Source organism: Flavobacterium davisii (genome assembly GCF_042182265.1).
Taxonomy (GTDB): Bacteria; Bacteroidota; Bacteroidia; order Flavobacteriales; family Flavobacteriaceae; genus Flavobacterium; species Flavobacterium davisii.
Genome location: NZ_CP097869.1, coordinates 1869570 through 1889991, shown reverse-complemented (window position 1 = coordinate 1889991; position 20422 = coordinate 1869570). Strand labels below are relative to the sequence as shown.

The following is a 20422-nucleotide window of genomic DNA, read 5'->3' as shown; positions in this document are numbered from 1 at the left end:
AAATATGTAATCTAAAACTCACTTTATTATATTTTGCAACAATTTGCACTATTTATTATTTGTATTTTTATTAGAATTTAAATGCAATAAGAAAATCAATTTTAATTACAAATTCTAACTTAATCACTGAGCCTTTAAAAAAGGCACGAAGCACACTAAGTTTTTTCTAAATTCTTACTTAACCGCAAAGCACACAACGAAAGCACAAAGCACACAACGAAAGCACAAAGCACGCTAATTTTTTTCTACATCTTATTTTCTAAAATCTAAAAGTTCTGAATTCTGAATTCTAATACACCACTTTAACTTCTTTAAAAGCGCTTAAACTTCCATCTTTAAATACCGCTCTAATATTGTAGTAATACACATTACCTACATGTAAAGTGGTATCTATAAATTGATTTTTTTTGTTAGGTGGTAGTATTTTGAATAAAACATTTTGACTTTCATTTATTCTTTTGTACAAATGGTATTCTTCTATATCATTAGATTTTGCATTCCAATATAGTTCTATTGCTTTAGAATTAGGATCTGCCATGCCACTAAAGGTTGTGATTCCAGGTCTTAAAACGGTTGGAATTGTTTCTAAAATTAAGGGTTCAGAAGGCGCTGTTTCATTACCGTCTTGATCTGTTGCGGTCATGGCATAATAATATTTTCTTTTTTCTTCTACTGTTTTGTCTTCGTAAAAGTCTATTTCTTGATCTGTGGTTTCAAAAATAACTTTCCATTCTTTTTGATCTTCTCTTCTTCTATAGAGACTATGTTTTTTAACATCTTCTGACTGACTTTGAAGAAAATAAATTTTTATTTTTTTTTCTTCTATTTCATAATTGGATAGAACAGGGATTGATGGGGCTATTTTGTCTTTTTTTATAATTTCAAATGCTGTTGAAAAAGAGGATTCATTATATCTTATATCGAGAGCTTTTAATTTGTAAAATACTTTTCTATTCAAAGATTTCATCGTAATGGTGTCTTGATAGCTGGTTTTATGCAAAACTTTTGATGATAACTCTACATACATCCCTGTTTTGTCGTAACTACGAAAAACTTTATATCCATACAAATCGGGTTCTGTATTGTTTTTCCATTTTAGTTTTACAATTCCTACACTATCTATTACGCCTTCTAATCCTACTGGAGCTATGGGAGGGATAGAATCTATGGGTTGAACTAACATAGCATAGGATTCTCTGAATCCTCCTTTTTTAGCGATTGCTTGTATCTTAAAATAATTGGAAGGTTTTAACTTTGCTTTAAAAACTAATTTACGTGTGGTAGCAGCAACCTCTTTTTTTACGATTTCGAAAGGACCGTTATCGTGATCTGCTTGTAAAATATTAAATCCCTTAATTTTTTCTTCTCCTTCTTGAGGGAAATCCCATTCTAAATTTACAGTTTCATCATCTAAAGCGGCTTTTGCTATAATTTGAGGTGAAAACTCTAAAAAATCAGCTCCCATACCCGAAACCACTTTAGAGGGTTCGCTCAAATAACCAAAGGTGTCTATCCCACGTATTCGATAATAATACCTGGTGTTGTTTTCTGGCAAATTGTCGGTAAAGGTGGTATAAGTAGATTTGCTTATTGTTGGAAAAACAGGCACATTGTTTAGTTTATAAAATGTTTTTCCATCGGTTGATCTTTCTATGTTATAACAAGAAAACAATTCTTTTTGTGCTCCAAAATCCCAAAATAACATAACGGTTTGGTTCCCAAAAACAGCCTCAGGCGTTACAGGGGGGGGTGTATCATTTTTATCAGCTAAGCCTATATAAATACTTCCGTGGGCTACTTCATCTTCTTTTACGCCCAATAAAGTAATGGTGTATACATATTTTTCGTTAATTTTAGCGGTCGTATCTTCAAACCCCCAGCCTGCGGCTTTGGTGGCTAAAAATGATTGTTCAGCCGCTAACATGGAAAACGCATAGCGTTGTTGATTTTGATCGTTTAACATCATCATTTTCGCAAGACCTTTCTCTTGCGTAGAGGTTTCGAAATCTTCGCCATAAATAGCTTGTGCTAATACGGCTGCTAATGAATCTTGTTTTACTAATGGTTCCCATTGTGCTAAAGGCAAGGGTTTTAAGGTTTCTTTTAGGATTACTACCTCGTCTTTATTTATAGGTTTACCATCACGAAGTACGGTAACACGTTGGAGTTTGTACCCATTTTTTAATGATTTTTTCCAATAATAAGGGTCATTAACGTTCCATTTTAATAAGATTTTGTTATCTATTATTTTTGCTTTTCCAAAAATAGCAGGTTTAACGATTGTTGTATCAACTTGACCAATAGTATAAGAATAAATCAGTAGCATTGTAAACAATACAATACGTGAGCAATTCTTTAAGCTTTTATTCATTTTTATTTTTTTATTATATCAAAAGGTAATTTAGTTTCTTAAATTGTTTTTTTAAGATTTATAATTACTTGTTATTTTTACTTTATTCCTTTTGTTTGTTCTTTATTTTCTAATTATTTTTTTGGCTTGTACGGCTCCTTTTGTTTTCATAATTATATAGTAAACTCCTGCGGCATGATGAAATGGAATTTTTTCTATATGTTTTTTGCTGGCTGGTTTTTCTAATTCTAAAATCAAGGCTCCTAGTTCCATCCTGTATATTGATAGTGTAACGGGTAATTCAAAAGCTAGTTCTACCTCTACATTTATCTGATCATCATTCGATTCTAATGGATTAGGATATATTTTGTAATTCTTAACAAATAGGGCGCTTGTATCTGCTGTAGTACCTTTTGTATTTTCTTCTACTATTATTTCATTTAGTTGTTGTGTTTCACATCCCAAAGCATTTTTACATTTAATTCCTACTTGATATTTACCATTTTCCTTGAATTTGATAATCATATTATCTTGATTTTGTGCTACAATTTCTGCTCCAACGGGTAATATCCATTCGTACGTATTACTTGTCGAATTGTTACTAATATTAACTAAAACGATTTCTTCATCTTTGTAGGTTTGTGTAGCAATCATAAAGTTTGCTTCAATGGTTTCGTTTAAAACTTGAATGGCTATTTGATCGGTATACTGGCAGTCTCCATTTGTTACTTTAAGGGTATACACGCCACTTTCTTTTAGGGTAACTTTAGGGTTGGTTGATCTAAAACCTTTATCTGATGTCCATAAATAAATTAAGCCTGGTAATTTTATTTCTACATCTATAGTATGTGTTTGCCCTTTACATAATACCATGTCAGAACCTAAATTGACTACCAAAGGTGTTGATCCTCCAACGGTCAACGCAATTGGTAAACTACAATTACTTCCTGTATCGGTTAGCGTGCCTGTGTACGTTTTTGCCATTAGGTCTTGTAGATGGAAGCCTTGTAAAGTTTTGTCATCCCAAACAATACTATAGTTCCCTGTACCACCAGAAGGTGATAAATCTATTTTCCCATTATTTAACTCCCCACAACTAACAGCTGTAATTTTCTCATTTAATTGTAATCCTCCTGTAGTTTTTATATTTATATTTTTCAATTGAGGATCATCTAAAACACAATTATTGGCATCCGTTATTATAACATTGTAATTACCAATACTTATATTCTCTAATACAGAGTTTGTGCCTTTAACACCTTTATTCCACTCATACGTATAAGGAGGAGTTCCTCCACTAACTTGTACAGCTATTTTACCTCCTAAAGGTGCGTCACAAGAAGCGTCTACTGTTGTATAAGTCGCACTTAGTTTTTGAGGTTCATTCACTGTTAGTATGGCCGAAGTTGTAGCTCCTGCATTATCTTTAATCATAACTTCGTAAACTCCTGCTCCTACCAAATTCAATTTATCTAATTGTGCATTCACCATTAGCTGACCATTTTGTTTCCATTGAAAAAAGTAAGGTTTGATCCCCCCTGTGGTAACGGATTCAAGGTTTATTGTTTTATCCCCATTACATTTAATAATTGTTTGATTTACATTTAGTATCGTTGTTTTTAACACTTCTGGTTCAAGAATATTGGTGTTTAGAACTAACGTACAACCATTTGCATCCTCAACGGTTACTTTATAACTTCCTTTTCCTAAGCCTGAAAACAAAGTAGAAGTTTGCCAATTTCCATTATCCAGAGCAAAACGATAAGGAGAAGTCCCTCCCAAAATTTGATTTACAACTATACTTCCAGTTTTTTGTCCATTAATCCTAACATCAGTAGCGGTTAGTGTAGCCGTTAAAATGGTGGGTTCTGTTACCGTAAAACTTTGATTGATTTTACATCCCTTGGCATCAATTACTGAACAAGTATAAACTCCTGCTCCTATATTGGACAAATTAGCCGCTGTACCTACTAATTGATTGGTCGCATTTTTCCATTGATAATCATAAGGAGACGTACCTCCTTGAACCATAGTCTGTAACTCAGCTGTAGTTTGCTTATTACACAATACTTTTTTAGATAGCGTAAGTTGTAAATTTAATGGAGCAAGAGGTTGTTTGACTGTAAAAGTTTGAGTTATTTGTCCTTTTGGTGTGTTAAAATCTGTAACCGTTACTTTATAATTTCCTGCTGGTAAGTTACTGATAGTGGGCGTATTGCCTAAGAATTGATTCTGATCATTATACCATGCAATGTTATAAGATGGTTCTTTGGTTGCCGGTCGTCCTCCGCTGATTAATATTCCTATTTTGGCAATTTTATCGCCAAAACAGTTCAACTCTACTATACTATTAGGGGCATCTAAATTAACTCTTAGGGGTTCTATAAGTCCAACGGCATATCTTTTATCTAAATGACATCCATTGGCATCCGTTATGGTAAGTGTGTAATCATTTTTGCTAAGATTTTTAGGATAATTAGTATTACCTAAATCGGGTGTCCATTTATACGAATAAGGCAGGGTTCCACCACTTACAGTCACTTCTATAGCACCATCATTAGCCCCTACAAACGAAACAGGGTAAATGGTATGTGTAGCACTTAGGACTAAAGGTTGCTTAATTTCAATTGGAGTTCCTTCAATACTACATCCTTGTGCATCTGTAACCTTTGGTAGGTAAACACCTGTTTTCAAGCCTGTAATTTTTTTATCTGGATAAACCACATCATTTAGGTAATATGTATAAGGCATCGTTCCGCCTTTAGCATCTAATACGATCTCTCCATCATTTGCATTAAAACATTTTACGGGAGTAAACGAAGGTGACAAAATAAGCGGATCTGGTGCTTTTAACTCATAGGTTGCGGTACGAGTAACGCCATTTTTATCTGTTACTACTAAATTATAAATACCTACTGGTATATTGGATATATTTTCACCAGTATATAGCACACCTGTGGTGGTATTAGTCCATATATAGTCATAATAAGGAGGATTGATTTGTGGAGTACCTCCTGTAGCGATTGCTTTAAGGCTTGCTGTTGAGTCTCCGTGACATTTAATACTTTTAATGGACTGAATACTTACTTGAAATGGTGCTGGTTCTGTAAGACTGATTGACTTAGGACCTATTATACAAGCATTTGTATCTTTTGTATAAAAATTATAATTCCCTGCTTTTAAATGAGCAAAGATATTGGATAATTGCCAATTAGTACCATCTATACTATAGCTAAAAATACCTGTTCCTCCCGTAGCTTTTATTTTAATTGCTCCACTATTTGTTCCTGGATCAACGATCGGTGTTTCGGTTAATAGTGTAAATTCAAGAGGAGAAGCCTCTACTACATTAAATGGTTGGATAGCTGTACATCCATTAGCATCGGTAAGGGTTAGTCTATAAGCCCCAGGACTCACTGAAATCAAATCTTTATTGGTACTTAATATGATATTGGGTGTATTTAGATTTACCCAAGCATAAGTATAGGGAGTAGTTCCTCCTTGAATCATTACGTTTAAACTGGTTTGGGTATCATTATAACATTTTTGATAAACGGTAGGGATACCTCCTATAATAGAAGTATTTAATCCTTTAATATTTAGTTGTGACGGTTCTGAGGCTACTGTGTAAATAGCTGTTCGAATAACATTTCTCTGATCTACTACTCGGAACTGGTAGTCTCCTGCTAATAAATTGCTTATACTCGATGTATTGGCCGTATTGGTTGATTGAAAATTATTGGGTACCCATTCTAAGGTTTTATAAGGTAAATTTCCTCCCGTTACCGTGGCTGTTAGGTTGACTCTTCCTCCATAACATTGGATGAGTGGATTATCAAACTTTATAACTATTGGTTCTGGGGCTTCTATTTTTTGGCTAAAAGTTATAGTGCAATTATTTCCATCTGTAACGGTTAAAGTATAAATTGCATTTCCTGATAAATTAGATAAATCTTCATTGTGCATTTGACCATTGAGATTATTGCTTGTAGATTGCCATGAATAGCTATAAGGGGCTACTCCTCCTCTAACACGTATATCTATTTCACCATCCGCTGATACATTTGTTGAAGGGGTAATCAACTTAACTAGCTCTATTGTTAATGATTCACTAGGTTGACTTACTACTATATTTTGAGATCCATCAGGTGCTATACAACCATTACTATCTTTTACCAAAACAGTATAACTACCTGCTTGTAATCCACTCAACACATTTGTATTTCCCCAAGTATTTCCTGCATCTTGACTGTACTGATAATTCCCTACTCCTCCTACAGCATTAATTCTTATTGTTCCTGTCTTTGCACCATAACATAATACGGGTGTAGCCATGACACTAAAGGTGATCTTTGAATTTTCTGTAATACTAAACTCTCCAGAAGTTTCAGGAGTAGTGAAATTTGATGTCCCATCAAACAATTTATAGGTTAATTTGTATTCCCCTTTAAATAAATTTTCTAATAAATACTTATATGTTTTTTTGACAGGATCAAATGTCAACATTGAAGGTAAAATTTGCAATGTCTTATCTGCTATATATTTATCATTGACCTTTTTTTCTAATGTTGCAACTAAGTATTGTTTTAAGGAGGCATCAGGTGATTTATCAAACTCAAAAAGTATAGAACCTTTACTATCCCCATAACAATTATTATTACCCTGAACATTTTGAGATATTATATGAGGGGAACAAGATTTTACTTCAGTTTGAACTTCTGAAGTTTCAATATAATCACTATCGATAGTTCCAATATTACCAACAAATTTGGTATTAACAATTTTTACTTTATATATAAAATTACCAACATAATTTTCCAACCCCAAGTCTGACAATTTAAAATATTTGTGCCCATCTTTATACGGGTCATATACAATTGGTATAAATTCATTCCAACCACCTGTTGCAGATGTCTTATAGGCCATTTTATTAACTAGACCTACAGTTCTTGGAGTAGTCGTTCGTAAATCATATACATCAGGAATCCTAAAATAATCACAACTTCCCTTCTCTAATATTTGAGCATCTGTTGTAGTTAAAATAACTAATTCAGGAAATTGCTGACAGACTCCTCCTCCATTAGGATTAGAAACATCATAATTTTCCTCTTTTAGCACTTCCAAACTTTTATAAAAAGATTTTTCTAGACTTACATCTAAAGTTATTTTAAAATCAGAATTACAAAACTCAGGAACACATTGTCCTTTATCATCTAATCCACTGTAATGATTCTTTGAAGAAAAATACAATTCTTTAGGAACATTTTCTTTATCATAAGTAATTACATGATATTGTTCTAAAACCCAATTAGTTTTATTAAAAATAACATTACCAGAAAATAACATTTCATTATTTAAAAAACCTCCCTCATAATATACACTATTAGAATTAACTATACATTTGTTTTTAATACTTAAATTTCCAACTACAAATAAGACTTTTATTTTTTGTTGAGAAAACATTAAATTTGACAACAAGAAAAGCATTACTAAATATTTCTTCATTTTTAAAAATTTAATCTTTATATAACTTTTTAAAAAACTTTAACTCCCTAAAATTTTCTTTCAAAAGTTCTCCCTACTTCTTTACTAAACTCCTTTTCGTTTAAAGAGTATTTTATCTTAATCGTGTAATTTCCTATTGCAATAGGGATATACATATTATCAATTAAACTTTTATATATCTCATATTTTTCAAAATTCACATTTGGACTCATAAACTTATTTACCACTTTATATTTCAACTCCCCATAATCAGCACGATACACTCTTGGCAATTGATACACAAAAGGTAAACGCCTAGATGCTTCTTGCAATCCAGCAGGCGTTTTAAGCCATTCTAAATAATAAGCAGGCGTTTCTATAGCACGTACAGGCGGCAACCCTAACACCTTGGTATCACGTTGCGTAATCCAAATATTCCCATCTAGAGGATATTTTTGATATAATAAAGGGTTAATATAGTTTTTAAAATAATTATCTTCAAGTACCGCTTCAACAGTAATTAACGGTTTTCCATCGGTATACTGATTCCCTTCCAATTCTTCTAAATTAAATACTTCATACGGTTTAGTTCTTATATGTAAAGCATCAGTATCTGCACTTAAAATTTCAAAAATATCAGCCCTTTTTACGATACTCATCATCTTCTCCGTAAACGTTGCATGTTTACTCGTTTTAAACTCATAAGCCAAAAATGATTTGGTTAATTTAGTATTATTATCGGCCATAGCTGTGTTTTGACTGATGGTTTGCTGATTGGTAAAGTTAGCATCCGATACTGTACTAGCTGTACCACTGCTTTGCGTAATATCCATGCTTTGTGAAGTAGTTAAAACCATTCCTGGCGGATAAGCCGTCAACTGTAATTGGTAGGCTTTTTCAGTCGCTACCTTATCATAAGCAAAGCTTACTTTTTTAGCAGAGGCGTCGTATTTCAAATCGGTTTGAAACAGAATTTGTTCTCCTTGTTTCATTTCGCCTTTAAGCACCCAATTTTGCACCGAGCCATCAAACAAATATTTTTGTCCTTGCTTTAATTTGATATATACATTTTTATGTTCCTCAGGATAAAAATTAGTTGCCGCCACGACAGGGTAACTGTAACTGATGTTCTCTAACGGAATATACTCGGGCGCATTACCCGTTTTAAACGTGAATGTTTTTTTCTCTGTATCGGTATTCCCTCCTTGGAGCGGTATCCAAGATGCCCCATATTGTTCTTCAACCCCTACTTCTACTTCTCCTACAATATCTTTTTGTGGAGGTAGTACTTCAAAGGAAACAAAATTTACTTTGGTATTATGGTCTGTCCATTGCAAATCACCTGTCAACGGATTTCCATCCACTTTAAGCACATACTTTTTCAAATTGATGCGTACCAATTTCCTATTTCCATTAGCATCCTCTGCCGAAAAAGGTTGCAACATACTGTAATTAAAGGCTACCTGAGGCTTTTTAAACACATCTACGTTGCTTTCACTATCAGGACTCACACTCGCAATAAGCGGTATGGAAAGTGGTTGCGTCATACCTATAAATTCGCACTTTTCACCTATTTCGGCTTTGTACTTAAAGCGCCCTTTTATCATACCTCCAAGTACGTTATAATAAACTCCTACATAACCTTCCATGTGTGTTGGATTCGGAAATTCACCTCGTAGCATGGCCGCTATACCTACCGCTAAAATCTTTATCTCTTTTTTGATACCAAATACTTTAATACGCAAGCCTGCCTCTCCATAGATATAGGCATATACCTGCCCCATGGAATACCATCCATCATTTCCTACTAATCCAGGACGACCAGCACAACTCACACCATTTAATTTTCGATGGGTAATATCAAAACCTCCACCTGCTTCCAAAAGGGCATAAAACCAACCTCCATCATAGGGGATGGCAAGACTGAAATTAAGTCCAAAAGCGAACCCTTTAGCATCATTCAGCAAACTTAAGTTCCGATTATCATTCATGATATCAGGCCCAAGAATTTCTAAAACCCTAGGGTGTGGTGGTACTTGTGAAGGGATTACATCACCTGTCATGAAATACGCTCCAACGTTAATATCATACGATCCTATTTTGAAAATAGCACCAAGCTTATCCATAGGGGTTCCTACATGTAAATAATTTTTATTTGGACTAGAGTACATATGTACCATACCAAACTTATTATTTTGGCCAGAACCTTTGATTCCTTCTAAATTTAGATACAGTTCAAAAAGCCCATCAAAAGAATTATGCACAAAATCTTTTTCGATACTTACAAATAATCCAATTTTTCCATCTTTTGCAATTTCAGATACGGGATGTGTCCGTTTCGAAATAGCTAACATGTTCCCATTGGCAAGATATTGATTCATTTCGGCAGCTTCGTCCCCAGAAAATATCTTATCATAGCTAGCCCATGTATCTCTTAAATTACCTTCGGTATCGCCATTACCAGACATCATTGCCCCTTCTCCTAGGAAATAAATACGGTTTAAACCGCCCGTATTGTTGTATTCCATTTCCAAAAATACTTTGGCTTTAAAGGAGGTTGATTCTCCAAATTTTACTTTAACCCCCGCACGGAAACCTAAACCCGATTTCGCATCAGGTTTGTAAACATTGGTTCCTAAATTCGCCATCATATTCCCGTCTACACGTTTCATTCTGTAAGATAAACCGCCCTCTACACGTTGTAATCCAAACTTACTTGAAGAACCGTTATTATCAATCTGAAAATCGACAAACCAGTAAGAAAAGTCCTTTTTAGCAAAAATAGCTTTAGCCATACCTTTCACTTCTAGTTGTTTTAGCTCAACGGCTAATTTTCCCTGAAAGCCTTTACCATAAATAGCATCTTCATTAAATACTTTTAGCCCACCTTTCAGAGTAAAACCACTCTTTTCAACGTCTACTTTAATTTCATCAACCGCTACCTCTTTAAATTTATAGGAATGAAAAGTATCATTTTGAAATTTACCTATAATTTGAAGTCCCGCTTCTGCCGATATAAAACCATTACTATCCGAAGAAGACGAATCACCGCCCATTAAATTTACTTTCATGTTGAATGCTAATCCTAATTCATCTTTTGACGGAGTTATTAAACGAATATTGCTTATTCCAACCGAAAAATTACCAAATTTTTGTTCTACTGAAGAGGGATAACCAAAATAATCGGCTTGAACATATGGTAAGGCGTGTGATTGTAATTTCAAATTTTGAAATGCAATCCCTTTGAAGCTATAGAATTCTTTATCCTTCTCTTTCTGAATGTCTTCTCTTTTTGCTTCTATATTTTTTTCACTTGCTATATCCGCTGCATAAGAAAAAACCTGGGCTTGAACAAAATCACTCAACTCTTTATATCCTTTATCAACATATTCTTTAAGTTGCTCAACAGCTTTTTTCTTGGGATCTGCTTTAATGAATGAAAAATTATCATTCAAATAATTATTCACTTTCGTAACAACAACTTCACTTCCTGTTTGAACATCTGTCAAAACGTGACCTACATTACTATCAGAACTACTAAAGACTTCAATAGTAGTGTTATTAACGTTCTGACTGGTATTATTTTTTTCTAATCCACCTTTAAAAGCCATCTTACCATTGAGCAGAGCAGAAGCTTTAAATTCATCAGAGGTATCATCAAATTCTAATTTGATCCAAGAATTTTTTTCAAAAACCAATTTTCCTTTAAACATTTTTAAATCAGACTCAGTAACCGAAGCTTGAAAAAGATATTTATCTTCATTAAATGTTCCTAAAATTTCTAAAAAAGAATCCGTAGCAGATGGTTTTATATATCCCAATATTTTTGCTGATTTAATTTTACCTAATTCTAAACCAACACCTACGTAATCTAATTTATATTGCCATCCTGAAGCGCTTCCTTTATCTAAAAGCTTATAACCTGCAAAAATTCCGCTTACTCCAAAATTATCTATCAGTAAATTGGTACTTTCTATTTTTGTCTTTTCTCCTGTACTTTTATTAGAAAATTGTTTTGGCATTGTTATTTCTACTTCTTCTGCAAAAAAGCCTTTCCAAATATTTTTATTCCCTCCTGGGAAAAAACCTCCCGTTTCGTATACTTTAGGAAAATTTTTAGTAACCTCAGGATTATTTTTGGTATCGCTTAAATCCATCGTTACTTTTTTAAGTTTAAAACTCCAGTTTTTTAAACTAGTAATTTCAAAAGCAGGCAAGTCTAGATCTAATAACAGATCATTCCAACCACTCCCTTTTATCCCTAAGGTAGTTCCTACATAGTGTTCATTTCCAACTGCTTTTTCTTTATCTTGAGCTAAATCGGAGCTATATACTTTCCGTTTTCCATTTGCATCAACTGGCACAATAATAGAACGTGCTAAACGAATATCTAGTTTAAAAGACATACTTTTAAATCCGTTACAATCAAATTCTATATAAGAATCTCCTTTTATTGCACCATTTTTTCGCTCTATATCTCCTCCTAAAATCGTTAATAATGCTTTACTACCCAACTGAGGTAATGTGGTATTACCAAGTGAATATAACTTCCAATCGCCGATAATTCCACCATCATGAGAAAGTTTTAAATCTTCGGCAGCAAAATATAAATGGGTATTTAAAAATTGGGTCTCCAAACGTGCAAAGGCTGTTAATTGTAAATATTCTGCAGTAACCTTTGCATTCACTATAACCATTTCAGCTTTAAAACCATCATTTGTCAAACCTTTTAAACCTATGGGTAACTTGATTAGTTCTTCTTTTGATATATTTTGGACGTATTTTAGATTTTTATCATTGAATAATTTCCCAATTTTATCTAAAAACTTATCCTCGAATGCGAATTGATCTGTTTTAAAAAACTGTTTTATATATTCTGGTGTGTTTTTGTCTAATCTAGAAAAAAAAGGTGAAATCCATTGTCTTTGAACACTTGATTCTAATATTTGTTGGATCGCAATTTTGGAATCTAGCTTAGAAAAATTAGACGCTATTTTGGAAATTTTTAATGTATCTTTTTCTATTAAAGTAACATTGGAATAGGATAAAAGGGATGTAAATAAAATAAGAACTGCTATTTTAAATCGCATGAGATAGTGTTTGTTTTTTAAAACAAAAGTAATACTATTTCAAACAATCAAACAAATTTCCACCCTTAAAATTGTTTTTTATTCACAATTCCACCTATTTTTTTACAAAAACCAATATTTTATATTTTAAATTTCTTTTTATAAAAAAAACGATTACCTAAAAAAGGGAATCGTTTTTTTAAATTGATTAAAAAATATTTTTTATTTTACTTTAAAAGCATTTTTTCCTGGAAAATAAGCTACATCTCCTAATTCTTCTTCTATACGTAATAATTGATTGTATTTTGCCATACGATCAGAACGAGATGCCGAACCTGTTTTGATTTGACCACAGTTTAATGCTACTGCTAAATCCGCAATCGTATTATCTTCTGTTTCTCCTGAACGGTGTGACATTACCGAAGTATATCCCGCATTATGTGCCATATTTACAGCCGCAATTGTCTCTGTTAAAGTTCCAATTTGATTTACTTTGATCAAAATCGAATTTGCAATTCCTTTTTCAATTCCTGTTGATAAACGTTCTACATTGGTTACAAATAAATCGTCACCTACTAACTGTACTTTGTTTCCTATTTTATCGGTCAACAATTTCCAACCGTTCCAATCGTCTTCATACATACCGTCTTCGATAGAAACAATAGGATATTTGGCACATAATTCAGCTAAATAGACTGCTTGTTCTTCAGATGATCTCACTTTACCAGTAGCTCCTTCAAACTTCGTGTAATCGTAGTTTCCGTTAACATAAAATTCAGATGCTGCACAGTCTAAAGCAATCATAATATCTTCACCAAACACATAACCTGCTTTTTCAACAGCCAATTTGATTGAATCTAAAGCATCTTCTGTACCTCCAGCTAAGTTAGGAGCAAAACCACCTTCATCACCTACAGCAGTAGATAAATTTCTATCATGTAATACCTTCTTTAAGTTATGGAAAATTTCAGTTCCCATTTGCATTGCATGTGTAAATGAAGTAGCTTTTACAGGCATAATCATAAATTCTTGAAAAGCAATGGGTGCATCTGAGTGTGAACCTCCATTAATAATATTCATCATCGGCACTGGTAAAGTATTTCCAGACACACCACCTACATAACGATATAAAGGCAAACCTAATTCATTAGCTGCTGCTTTAGCTACTGCCAAAGAAACACCCAAAATAGCATTAGCTCCTAATTTGGATTTATTAGGTGTAGCATCTAAATCGATCATGATTTTATCTATCATATTTTGTTCAAATACTGAAATACCTACTAAGGCTTCTGCTATTGTTATATTTACATTTTCAACGGCTTTCAAAACTCCTTTCCCCAAGAAACTATTCCCTCCATCACGTAGCTCAACTGCTTCATGTTCTCCTGTAGAGGCTCCTGATGGAACCGCTGCACGACCTAAAATACCATTTTCTGTAACTACATCTACTTCTACTGTAGGATTTCCTCTTGAATCAAGGATTTGTCTTGCGTGAACTTTTATTATAACACCCATTTTGTTTAAGTTTTTATTTTTAGAATTCAATCATGAATTTTCTAAAATAGTTATTATTTAATTATTATTCTTTATATTTTCAATAAATTGATCAAATAAATAGGAAGCATCATGTGGACCTGGACTAGCCTCAGGATGGTATTGTACTGAAAAACAGTTTTTACTTTTCATTTGCATACCTGCTACAGTACCATCATTTAAATGTACATGTGTAATTTCAAAATCAGCATGTTTTTCTAACTCTTCTCTGTTCACTGCAAAACCATGGTTTTGAGAAGTTATTTCTCCACGACCAGTTAATAAATTTTTAACAGGATGATTAATTCCCCGATGTCCATTAAACATTTTATAAGTAGACACACCATTAGCTAAAGCTATTACTTGGTGTCCTAAACAAATTCCAAATAGTGGTTTATTTGCTGCTAAAATTTGACGTGCTACTTCTTGTGCAGTATGCAATGGATCTGGATCACCAGGTCCGTTTGACAAGAAATAACCATCTGGATTAAACTCTTTTAAGTCTTCAAAAGAAGTATTATAGGGATAAACTTTTATATAACAATCGCGTTTTGCTAAATTGCGTAAAATATTTTTCTTAATTCCTAAATCTAAAACAGAAATTTTGTAAGTAGCATTTTCATCACCGAAAAAATAAGGTTCTTTAGTTGAAACTTTAGAAGCTAATTCCAAACCTTTCATATCTGGTATTGCCCCTAATTCTTTTTTTAACTCTTCGACAGAAGTGCCATCTGTACAAATCACAGCGTTTTGTGCTCCGTTGTCACGGATATAACTCACCAATGCACGTGTATCTACATCAGAAATACAAATAAGATTTTCTTTTTTGAAATAATTCAAAAGGTTACTTTCAGAATCAGGACGTGAATGAAAAGTTGAGAAGTTTTTACAAACTAGACCTGAAATCATTATTTTATCAGATTCTATTTCTTCTGCATTTACTCCATAGTTACCAATGTGTGCATTGGTGGTAACCATGATCTGACCAAAATAAGAAGGGTCTGTGAAAATTTCTTGATAACCTGTAGTTCCTGTATTAAAACAAACTTCTCCAAAAGTTTTACCTGAAATTCCGATTGATTTCCCGTAAAAAATGGTTCCGTCTGCAAGGAGTAAAATAGCTGACTGTTTTGTTGTGTGTTGCATTGTTTAAAAAAGTTTGGCAAATTTATTCAAAAAAAAAAGGATAAACCAAAAAGTTTATCCTTTTTTATATTTATGAATTGAGCATCATATTATTCAGCAGATTCAGAAGATTCTTCAGTTGCAGGAGCTTCAGTAGCAGTTTCAGCTTTTTTAGCTTTACCACCACGACGGCTTTTTGCTTTTTTAACTTCTTTTTTACCACCGTTGTAGATTTCGTTGAAGTCTACAAATTCAATCATTGCCATATCAGCGTTATCTCCTAAACGGTTACCTAACTTGATGATACGTGTGTATCCTCCTGGACGGTCACCCACTTTAGCAGCTACATCTCTGAATAATTCCGTTACAGCATATTTATTTCTTAAATAAGCGAAAACTGTACGACGATTGTGAGTTGTATCTTCTTTAGATTTTGTTACTAATGGCTCAACGAATTGTTTAAGCGCTTTAGCTTTAGCAACAGTTGTATTAATACGTTTATGTTCGATTAATGAACATGCCATATTAGCTAACATAGCTTTTCTATGTCCAGCCTGTCTGCTTAAATGGTTTACTTTTTTTCCGTGTCTCATGACGTTGCTTTTTAAACTTCATCTTGCATCAATCCGCTTTGGAGAGCAAAATATGAAGATATAATTATTCTTTATCTAACTTATATTTTGACAAATCCATTCCGAACGTTAAGTTCTTATTGGCAACCAACTCATCAAGTTCAGTTAATGATTTTTTACCAAAATTACGGAATTTCATTAAGTCATGTTTGTTGAACGATACTAAGTCTCCTAATGTATCAACTTCAGCAGCTTTTAAGCAGTTTAATGCTCTTACAGATAAGTCCATATCAACTAACTTAGTTTTCAACAGCTGTCTCATATGCAATGATTCTTCATCATATGATTCTGTTTGAGCAATTTCATCAGCCTCAAGAGTAATTCTCTCATCAGAGAATAACATAAAATGGTGAATTAATACCTTAGCCGCTTCAGTTAGAGCATCTTTAGGATGGATAGAACCATCTGTTTTAATTTCAAAAACTAATTTTTCATAATCCGTTTTTTGCTCAACACGGAAGTTTTCGATAGCGTACTTCACATTCTTTACAGGAGTAAAGATAGAATCAGTAAATATAGTACCGATTGCAGCATTTTGTTTTTTGTTTTCCTCTGCTGGAACATAACCACGACCTTTTTCGATGGTCATTTCCATGTTCAAATTTACATTGCTGTCCAAATTACAAATTACTAATTCAGGATTTAACACTTGGAAACCTGAAATAAATTTTTGAAAATCACCAGCAGTAATTTGATCTTTACCTGATAAAGAAATAGAAACTGATTCGTTATCGATATCTTCAATTTGACGTTTAAAACGTGCTTGTTTTAAGTTAAGGATAATTTCAGTTACGTCTTCTACAACACCAGGTATAGTAGAGAACTCATGATCCACTCCTTCAATACGAATAGAAGTGATAGCATAACCCTCAAGAGCAGAAAGTAAAACTCTTCTTAAAGCGTTACCAACAGTCAATCCGTAACCTGGTTCAAGAGGTCTGAATTCGAATTTACCTTCGAAATCAGTAGAATCGATCATGATAACTTTATCGGGCTTCTGAAAATTAAATATTGCCATAAATTTCGACTGATGTCAATTATTATTATTTGTTGTACAATTCGACAATTAGTTGTTCTTTGATGTTCTCAGGGATTTGTAATCTTTGAGGAACTGATACAAAAGTACCTTCTTTAGTATCATTATTCCATACGATCCACTCGTATACTTGAGAAGCAGCAGCTAAAGAACGTTCGATTGACTCTAAAGATTTAGATTTTTCACGAACAGCAACTTTGTCACCTGGTTTTAAATGGTAAGAAGGAACGTTAACCACTTCACCATTTACTGTAATATGTCTATGAGTTACAATTTGTCTAGCAGCTCTTCTTGAAGGTGCTACCCCCATTCTGTAAACTACGTTATCTAAACGAGCTTCACATAATTGTAAAAGGATTTCACCTGTTACACCAGAAGCAGCAGAAGCTTTTTCGAATAAATTTCTGAATTGTTTTTCTAAAATACCATAAGTATATTTAGCTTTTTGCTTTTCCATTAACTGGATAGCATATTCAGATTTTTTACCTCTTTTTTTAGCTAAACCGTGTTGCCCTGGAGGGTAGTTTCTTTTTTCGAAGGCTCTGTCATCTCCGAATATTGCTTCGCCAAACTTACGAGCAATTTTAGTTTTTGGACCAGTATATCTTGCCATTATATTTTTTTTAAAGGTTGAGATTATGAATTCAGGTCTAATTATCCTCCGATAATCTATGATCAACCTAAGTTATACTTAATTAAATCAAATTATAAAGATGCTGAAAATTCAGACATCCTTAAACTCTACGTCTTTTTGGAGGACGACATCCGTTGTGTGGAAGTGGAGTAACGTCGATAATTTCAGTTACTTCAATACCTGAGTTATGGATTGAGCGGATTGCTGATTCTCTTCCGTTTCCAGGTCCTTTAACGAACACTTTTACTTTTTTAAGACCAGCTTCTAAAGCAACTTTCGCACAATCTTCTGCTGCCATTTGAGCTGCATACGGAGTGTTCTTTTTAGAACCTCTAAAGCCCATTTTACCAGCAGATGACCAAGCTACAACTTCACCTTTCTTGTTAGTTAAAGAAATGATGATGTTGTTAAAAGTTGAACTTACATGTGCTTCACCAGTAGACTCAACAACAACTTTACGTTTTTTTGTATTTGCTTTCGCCATATTACTACTTATTATTTAGTTGCTTTCTTCTTATTAGCAACAGTTTTTCTTTTACCTTTTCTTGTTCTAGAATTGTTCTTAGTTCTTTGCCCTCTTAAAGGAAGACCCGATCTATGACGGATTCCTCTGTAGCATCCGATATCCATTAAACGTTTGATGTTTAACGAAGTTTCTGAACGTAATTCTCCTTCAATTTTGTAATAAGAAACCGCTTCACGGATTGCACCGATTTCATCGTCATTCCATTCAGACACTTTTTTATCTTGGCTTACTTGAGCTTTTTCTAAAATTTCAATAGCTCTACTTTTTCCAATTCCAAAGATATATGTCAAAGCTATGACACCTCTTTTGTTTTTAGGTATATCTACCCCTGCTATTCTTGCCATAATTATCCTTGTCTTTGTTTAAATCTAGGATTCTTTTTGTTAATAACGTATAATCTTCCTTTTCTGCGAACGATAATGCATTCTGCACTTCTTTTCTTAATTGATGCTCTTACTTTCATTTTAGTATCTATAAGTAATTCTTGCTTTAGACAAATCGTAAGGGCTCATTTCTAGTTTCACTTTGTCACCAGGTAACAATTTGATGTAGTGCATACGCATTTTTCCAGAAATGTGAGCAATTACAACATGCCCGTTTTCTAATTCTACACGGAACATTGCATTTGATAATGCTTCAATTATGGTTCCGTCTTGTTCAATTGCTGATTGTTTTGCCATATTAAGCTACTGCCTTTCTGTTTTTACCCGTTTTCATCAAACCATCATAATGCTGATTTAACAAGTATGAATTGATTTGTTGAATTGTATCGATTGCAACCCCAACCAAAATCAAGAGTGATGTACCTCCAAAGAACAAAGCCCATTGCTGTTGCACTCCTAAAACATTCATAACAATAGCTGGGAACACAGCTAACAATGCTAGGAAAATAGCTCCTGGAAATGTAATTAAAGACATCACATGATCTAAAAAGTCTGCTGTTTCTAAACCTGGTTTAACACCTGGAATAAAACCACCACTCCTTTTTAAATCATCAGCCATTCTTGTAGTTGGCATAGTAATAGCGGTGTAAAAATACGTAAAAATTACAATTAACGTAGCAAACACCAAGTTATACTCCCAACCAAATATATTTTGGAATCTTGTACTGATTGATTGAGCTGTTTCAGAAGATGATAAACCAGCTACAGCAGCAGGTATAAACATAATAGCTTGTGCAAAAATGATAGGCATAACACCTGAAGCATTTAACTTTAAAGGAATAAACTGACGATTACCTCCCATTAAGTCTTGTTCTAAGTCTCCAGAAACAGTACGACGTGCATACTGCACTGCTACTTTTCTAACTGCCATAGTCATTAAAACACAGGCAATAATTACAAGTAACCACACGATGATTTCTACAACAATCTTCATTAAACCTCCGTTGTTTTGAGAAACAGCAGATGAAAACTCCTGAGCAAATGCTTGTGGTAAACGAGCAACAATACCTACTAAGATTAACAACGAAATACCGTTTCCAATACCTTTATCTGTTATTTTTTCACCTAACCACATCGCAAAAAGAGTACCAGTAGCTAGTATTAACACAGACGAAAACAAGAAAGCAAATGAATTAAACCCTAATAAAAATGCTTCACTTGGCAACGTTCGGTACAAGTTATAAATATAACCTGGCCCCTGAATTAACGTTATACCAATAGTTAACCATCTTGTAATTTGGTTCATTTTCTTTCTTCCACTTTCACCTTCTTTTTGTAATTTTTGTAAATAAGGAATAGCAATTCCCATTAACTGCACTACAATAGAAGCTGAAATGTAAGGCATTATACCCAACGCAAAAACAGATGCTTGTGAAAAAGCACCTCCCGTAAATACGTTAATTAACCAACCAATACCTTTATCGGTTTGATTAGTTAATCCTTGCAACTTAGTTGCATCAATTCCCGGTAATGTTACGTGAGCTCCAAAACGATAAACTAACAGGAGTCCTAAAGTAAATAGGACTCTGTTTCTTAGTTCCTCAATTTTCCAAACGTTTTGTAACGATTCAATAAATTTTTTCATCGTGT

General features: G+C 33.5%; 13 protein-coding genes. All 13 read right to left on the bottom strand.

Going from position 1 to position 20422, the window contains the following annotated elements:
- Nucleotides 1-289 precede the first annotated feature (289 nt).
- The 13 genes from NAB20_RS07845 to secY all read right to left on the bottom strand — a co-directional run bounded on the left by NAB20_RS07845 (nt 290) and on the right by secY (nt 20417).
- Nucleotides 290-2371 (bottom strand): fibronectin type III domain-containing protein, encoded by a 2082-nt coding sequence (locus NAB20_RS07845; RefSeq protein WP_375604903.1) that lies wholly within the window; start codon nt 2369-2371, stop codon nt 290-292.
- Nucleotides 2372-2473: 102 nt separating this feature from the next.
- The gene (locus NAB20_RS07840) at nt 2474-7855 is read right to left on the bottom strand and encodes a T9SS type A sorting domain-containing protein (RefSeq protein ID WP_375604902.1); all 5382 of its coding nucleotides are present in this window, start codon (nt 7853-7855) and stop codon (nt 2474-2476) included.
- Between the two features lie 47 nt (nt 7856-7902).
- Nucleotides 7903-12924 carry a hypothetical protein gene (locus NAB20_RS07835; RefSeq protein WP_375604901.1) on the bottom strand — a complete coding sequence of 1674 codons (5022 nt, stop codon included), beginning with the start codon at nt 12922-12924 and terminating at the stop codon, nt 7903-7905.
- A gap of 201 nt (nt 12925-13125) precedes the next feature.
- On the bottom strand, nt 13126-14418 hold the full coding sequence (eno, locus tag NAB20_RS07830) for a phosphopyruvate hydratase (RefSeq protein WP_105195772.1): 1293 nt from the start codon (nt 14416-14418) through the stop codon (nt 13126-13128).
- A gap of 57 nt (nt 14419-14475) precedes the next feature.
- On the bottom strand, nt 14476-15582 hold the full coding sequence (gene carA, locus NAB20_RS07825; RefSeq protein WP_105195739.1) for a glutamine-hydrolyzing carbamoyl-phosphate synthase small subunit: 1107 nt from the start codon (nt 15580-15582) through the stop codon (nt 14476-14478).
- Nucleotides 15583-15671: 89 nt separating this feature from the next.
- Nucleotides 15672-16154, bottom strand: a complete 483-nt coding sequence (rplQ, locus tag NAB20_RS07820) for a 50S ribosomal protein L17 (protein WP_088390207.1) — start codon at nt 16152-16154, stop codon at nt 15672-15674.
- A gap of 64 nt (nt 16155-16218) precedes the next feature.
- On the bottom strand, nt 16219-17211 hold the full coding sequence (locus NAB20_RS07815) for a DNA-directed RNA polymerase subunit alpha (RefSeq protein WP_088390205.1): 993 nt from the start codon (nt 17209-17211) through the stop codon (nt 16219-16221).
- A gap of 25 nt (nt 17212-17236) precedes the next feature.
- Nucleotides 17237-17842: a 30S ribosomal protein S4 gene (rpsD, locus tag NAB20_RS07810; protein WP_014166261.1), complete on the bottom strand. Its 606-nt coding sequence runs from the start codon at nt 17840-17842 to the stop codon at nt 17237-17239.
- Between the two features lie 121 nt (nt 17843-17963).
- Entirely contained in the window at nt 17964-18347 is a 384-nt protein-coding gene (rpsK, locus tag NAB20_RS07805) for a 30S ribosomal protein S11 (protein ID WP_088390203.1), read from the bottom strand.
- An 11-nt stretch (nt 18348-18358) separates the two neighbouring features.
- Nucleotides 18359-18733, bottom strand: coding sequence for a 30S ribosomal protein S13 (rpsM, locus tag NAB20_RS07800; protein WP_088390201.1), 375 nt, complete (start codon nt 18731-18733; stop codon nt 18359-18361).
- A gap of 2 nt (nt 18734-18735) precedes the next feature.
- Nucleotides 18736-18852 (bottom strand): type B 50S ribosomal protein L36, encoded by a 117-nt coding sequence (gene ykgO / locus NAB20_RS07795; protein ID WP_014166264.1) that lies wholly within the window; start codon nt 18850-18852, stop codon nt 18736-18738.
- Nucleotide 18853: 1 nt separating this feature from the next.
- Nucleotides 18854-19069, bottom strand: coding sequence for a translation initiation factor IF-1 (gene infA, locus NAB20_RS07790; protein ID WP_026725626.1), 216 nt, complete (start codon nt 19067-19069; stop codon nt 18854-18856).
- A gap of 1 nt (nt 19070) precedes the next feature.
- Entirely contained in the window at nt 19071-20417 is a 1347-nt protein-coding gene (gene secY / locus NAB20_RS07785; RefSeq protein WP_088390199.1) for a preprotein translocase subunit SecY, read from the bottom strand.
- Nucleotides 20418-20422 lie beyond the last annotated feature (5 nt).

Coding starts and splice junctions, on each gene's coding strand:
- NAB20_RS07840 (WP_375604902.1), bottom strand. CDS start 7,855: ATGAAGAAATATTTAGTAATGCTTTTCTTGTTGTCAAATTTAATGTTT.
- secY (WP_088390199.1), bottom strand. CDS start 20,417: ATGAAAAAATTTATTGAATCGTTACAAAACGTTTGGAAAATTGAGGAA.
- rpsD (WP_014166261.1), bottom strand. CDS start 17,842: ATGGCAAGATATACTGGTCCAAAAACTAAAATTGCTCGTAAGTTTGGC.
- carA (WP_105195739.1), bottom strand. CDS start 15,582: ATGCAACACACAACAAAACAGTCAGCTATTTTACTCCTTGCAGACGGA.
- rpsK (WP_088390203.1), bottom strand. CDS start 18,347: ATGGCGAAAGCAAATACAAAAAAACGTAAAGTTGTTGTTGAGTCTACT.
- NAB20_RS07835 (WP_375604901.1), bottom strand. CDS start 12,924: ATGCGATTTAAAATAGCAGTTCTTATTTTATTTACATCCCTTTTATCC.
- ykgO (WP_014166264.1), bottom strand. CDS start 18,852: ATGAAAGTAAGAGCATCAATTAAGAAAAGAAGTGCAGAATGCATTATC.
- eno (WP_105195772.1), bottom strand. CDS start 14,418: ATGGGTGTTATAATAAAAGTTCACGCAAGACAAATCCTTGATTCAAGA.
- NAB20_RS07815 (WP_088390205.1), bottom strand. CDS start 17,211: ATGGCAATATTTAATTTTCAGAAGCCCGATAAAGTTATCATGATCGAT.
- rplQ (WP_088390207.1), bottom strand. CDS start 16,154: ATGAGACACGGAAAAAAAGTAAACCATTTAAGCAGACAGGCTGGACAT.
- rpsM (WP_088390201.1), bottom strand. CDS start 18,733: ATGGCAAGAATAGCAGGGGTAGATATACCTAAAAACAAAAGAGGTGTC.
- NAB20_RS07845 (WP_375604903.1), bottom strand. CDS start 2,371: ATGAATAAAAGCTTAAAGAATTGCTCACGTATTGTATTGTTTACAATG.
- infA (WP_026725626.1), bottom strand. CDS start 19,069: ATGGCAAAACAATCAGCAATTGAACAAGACGGAACCATAATTGAAGCA.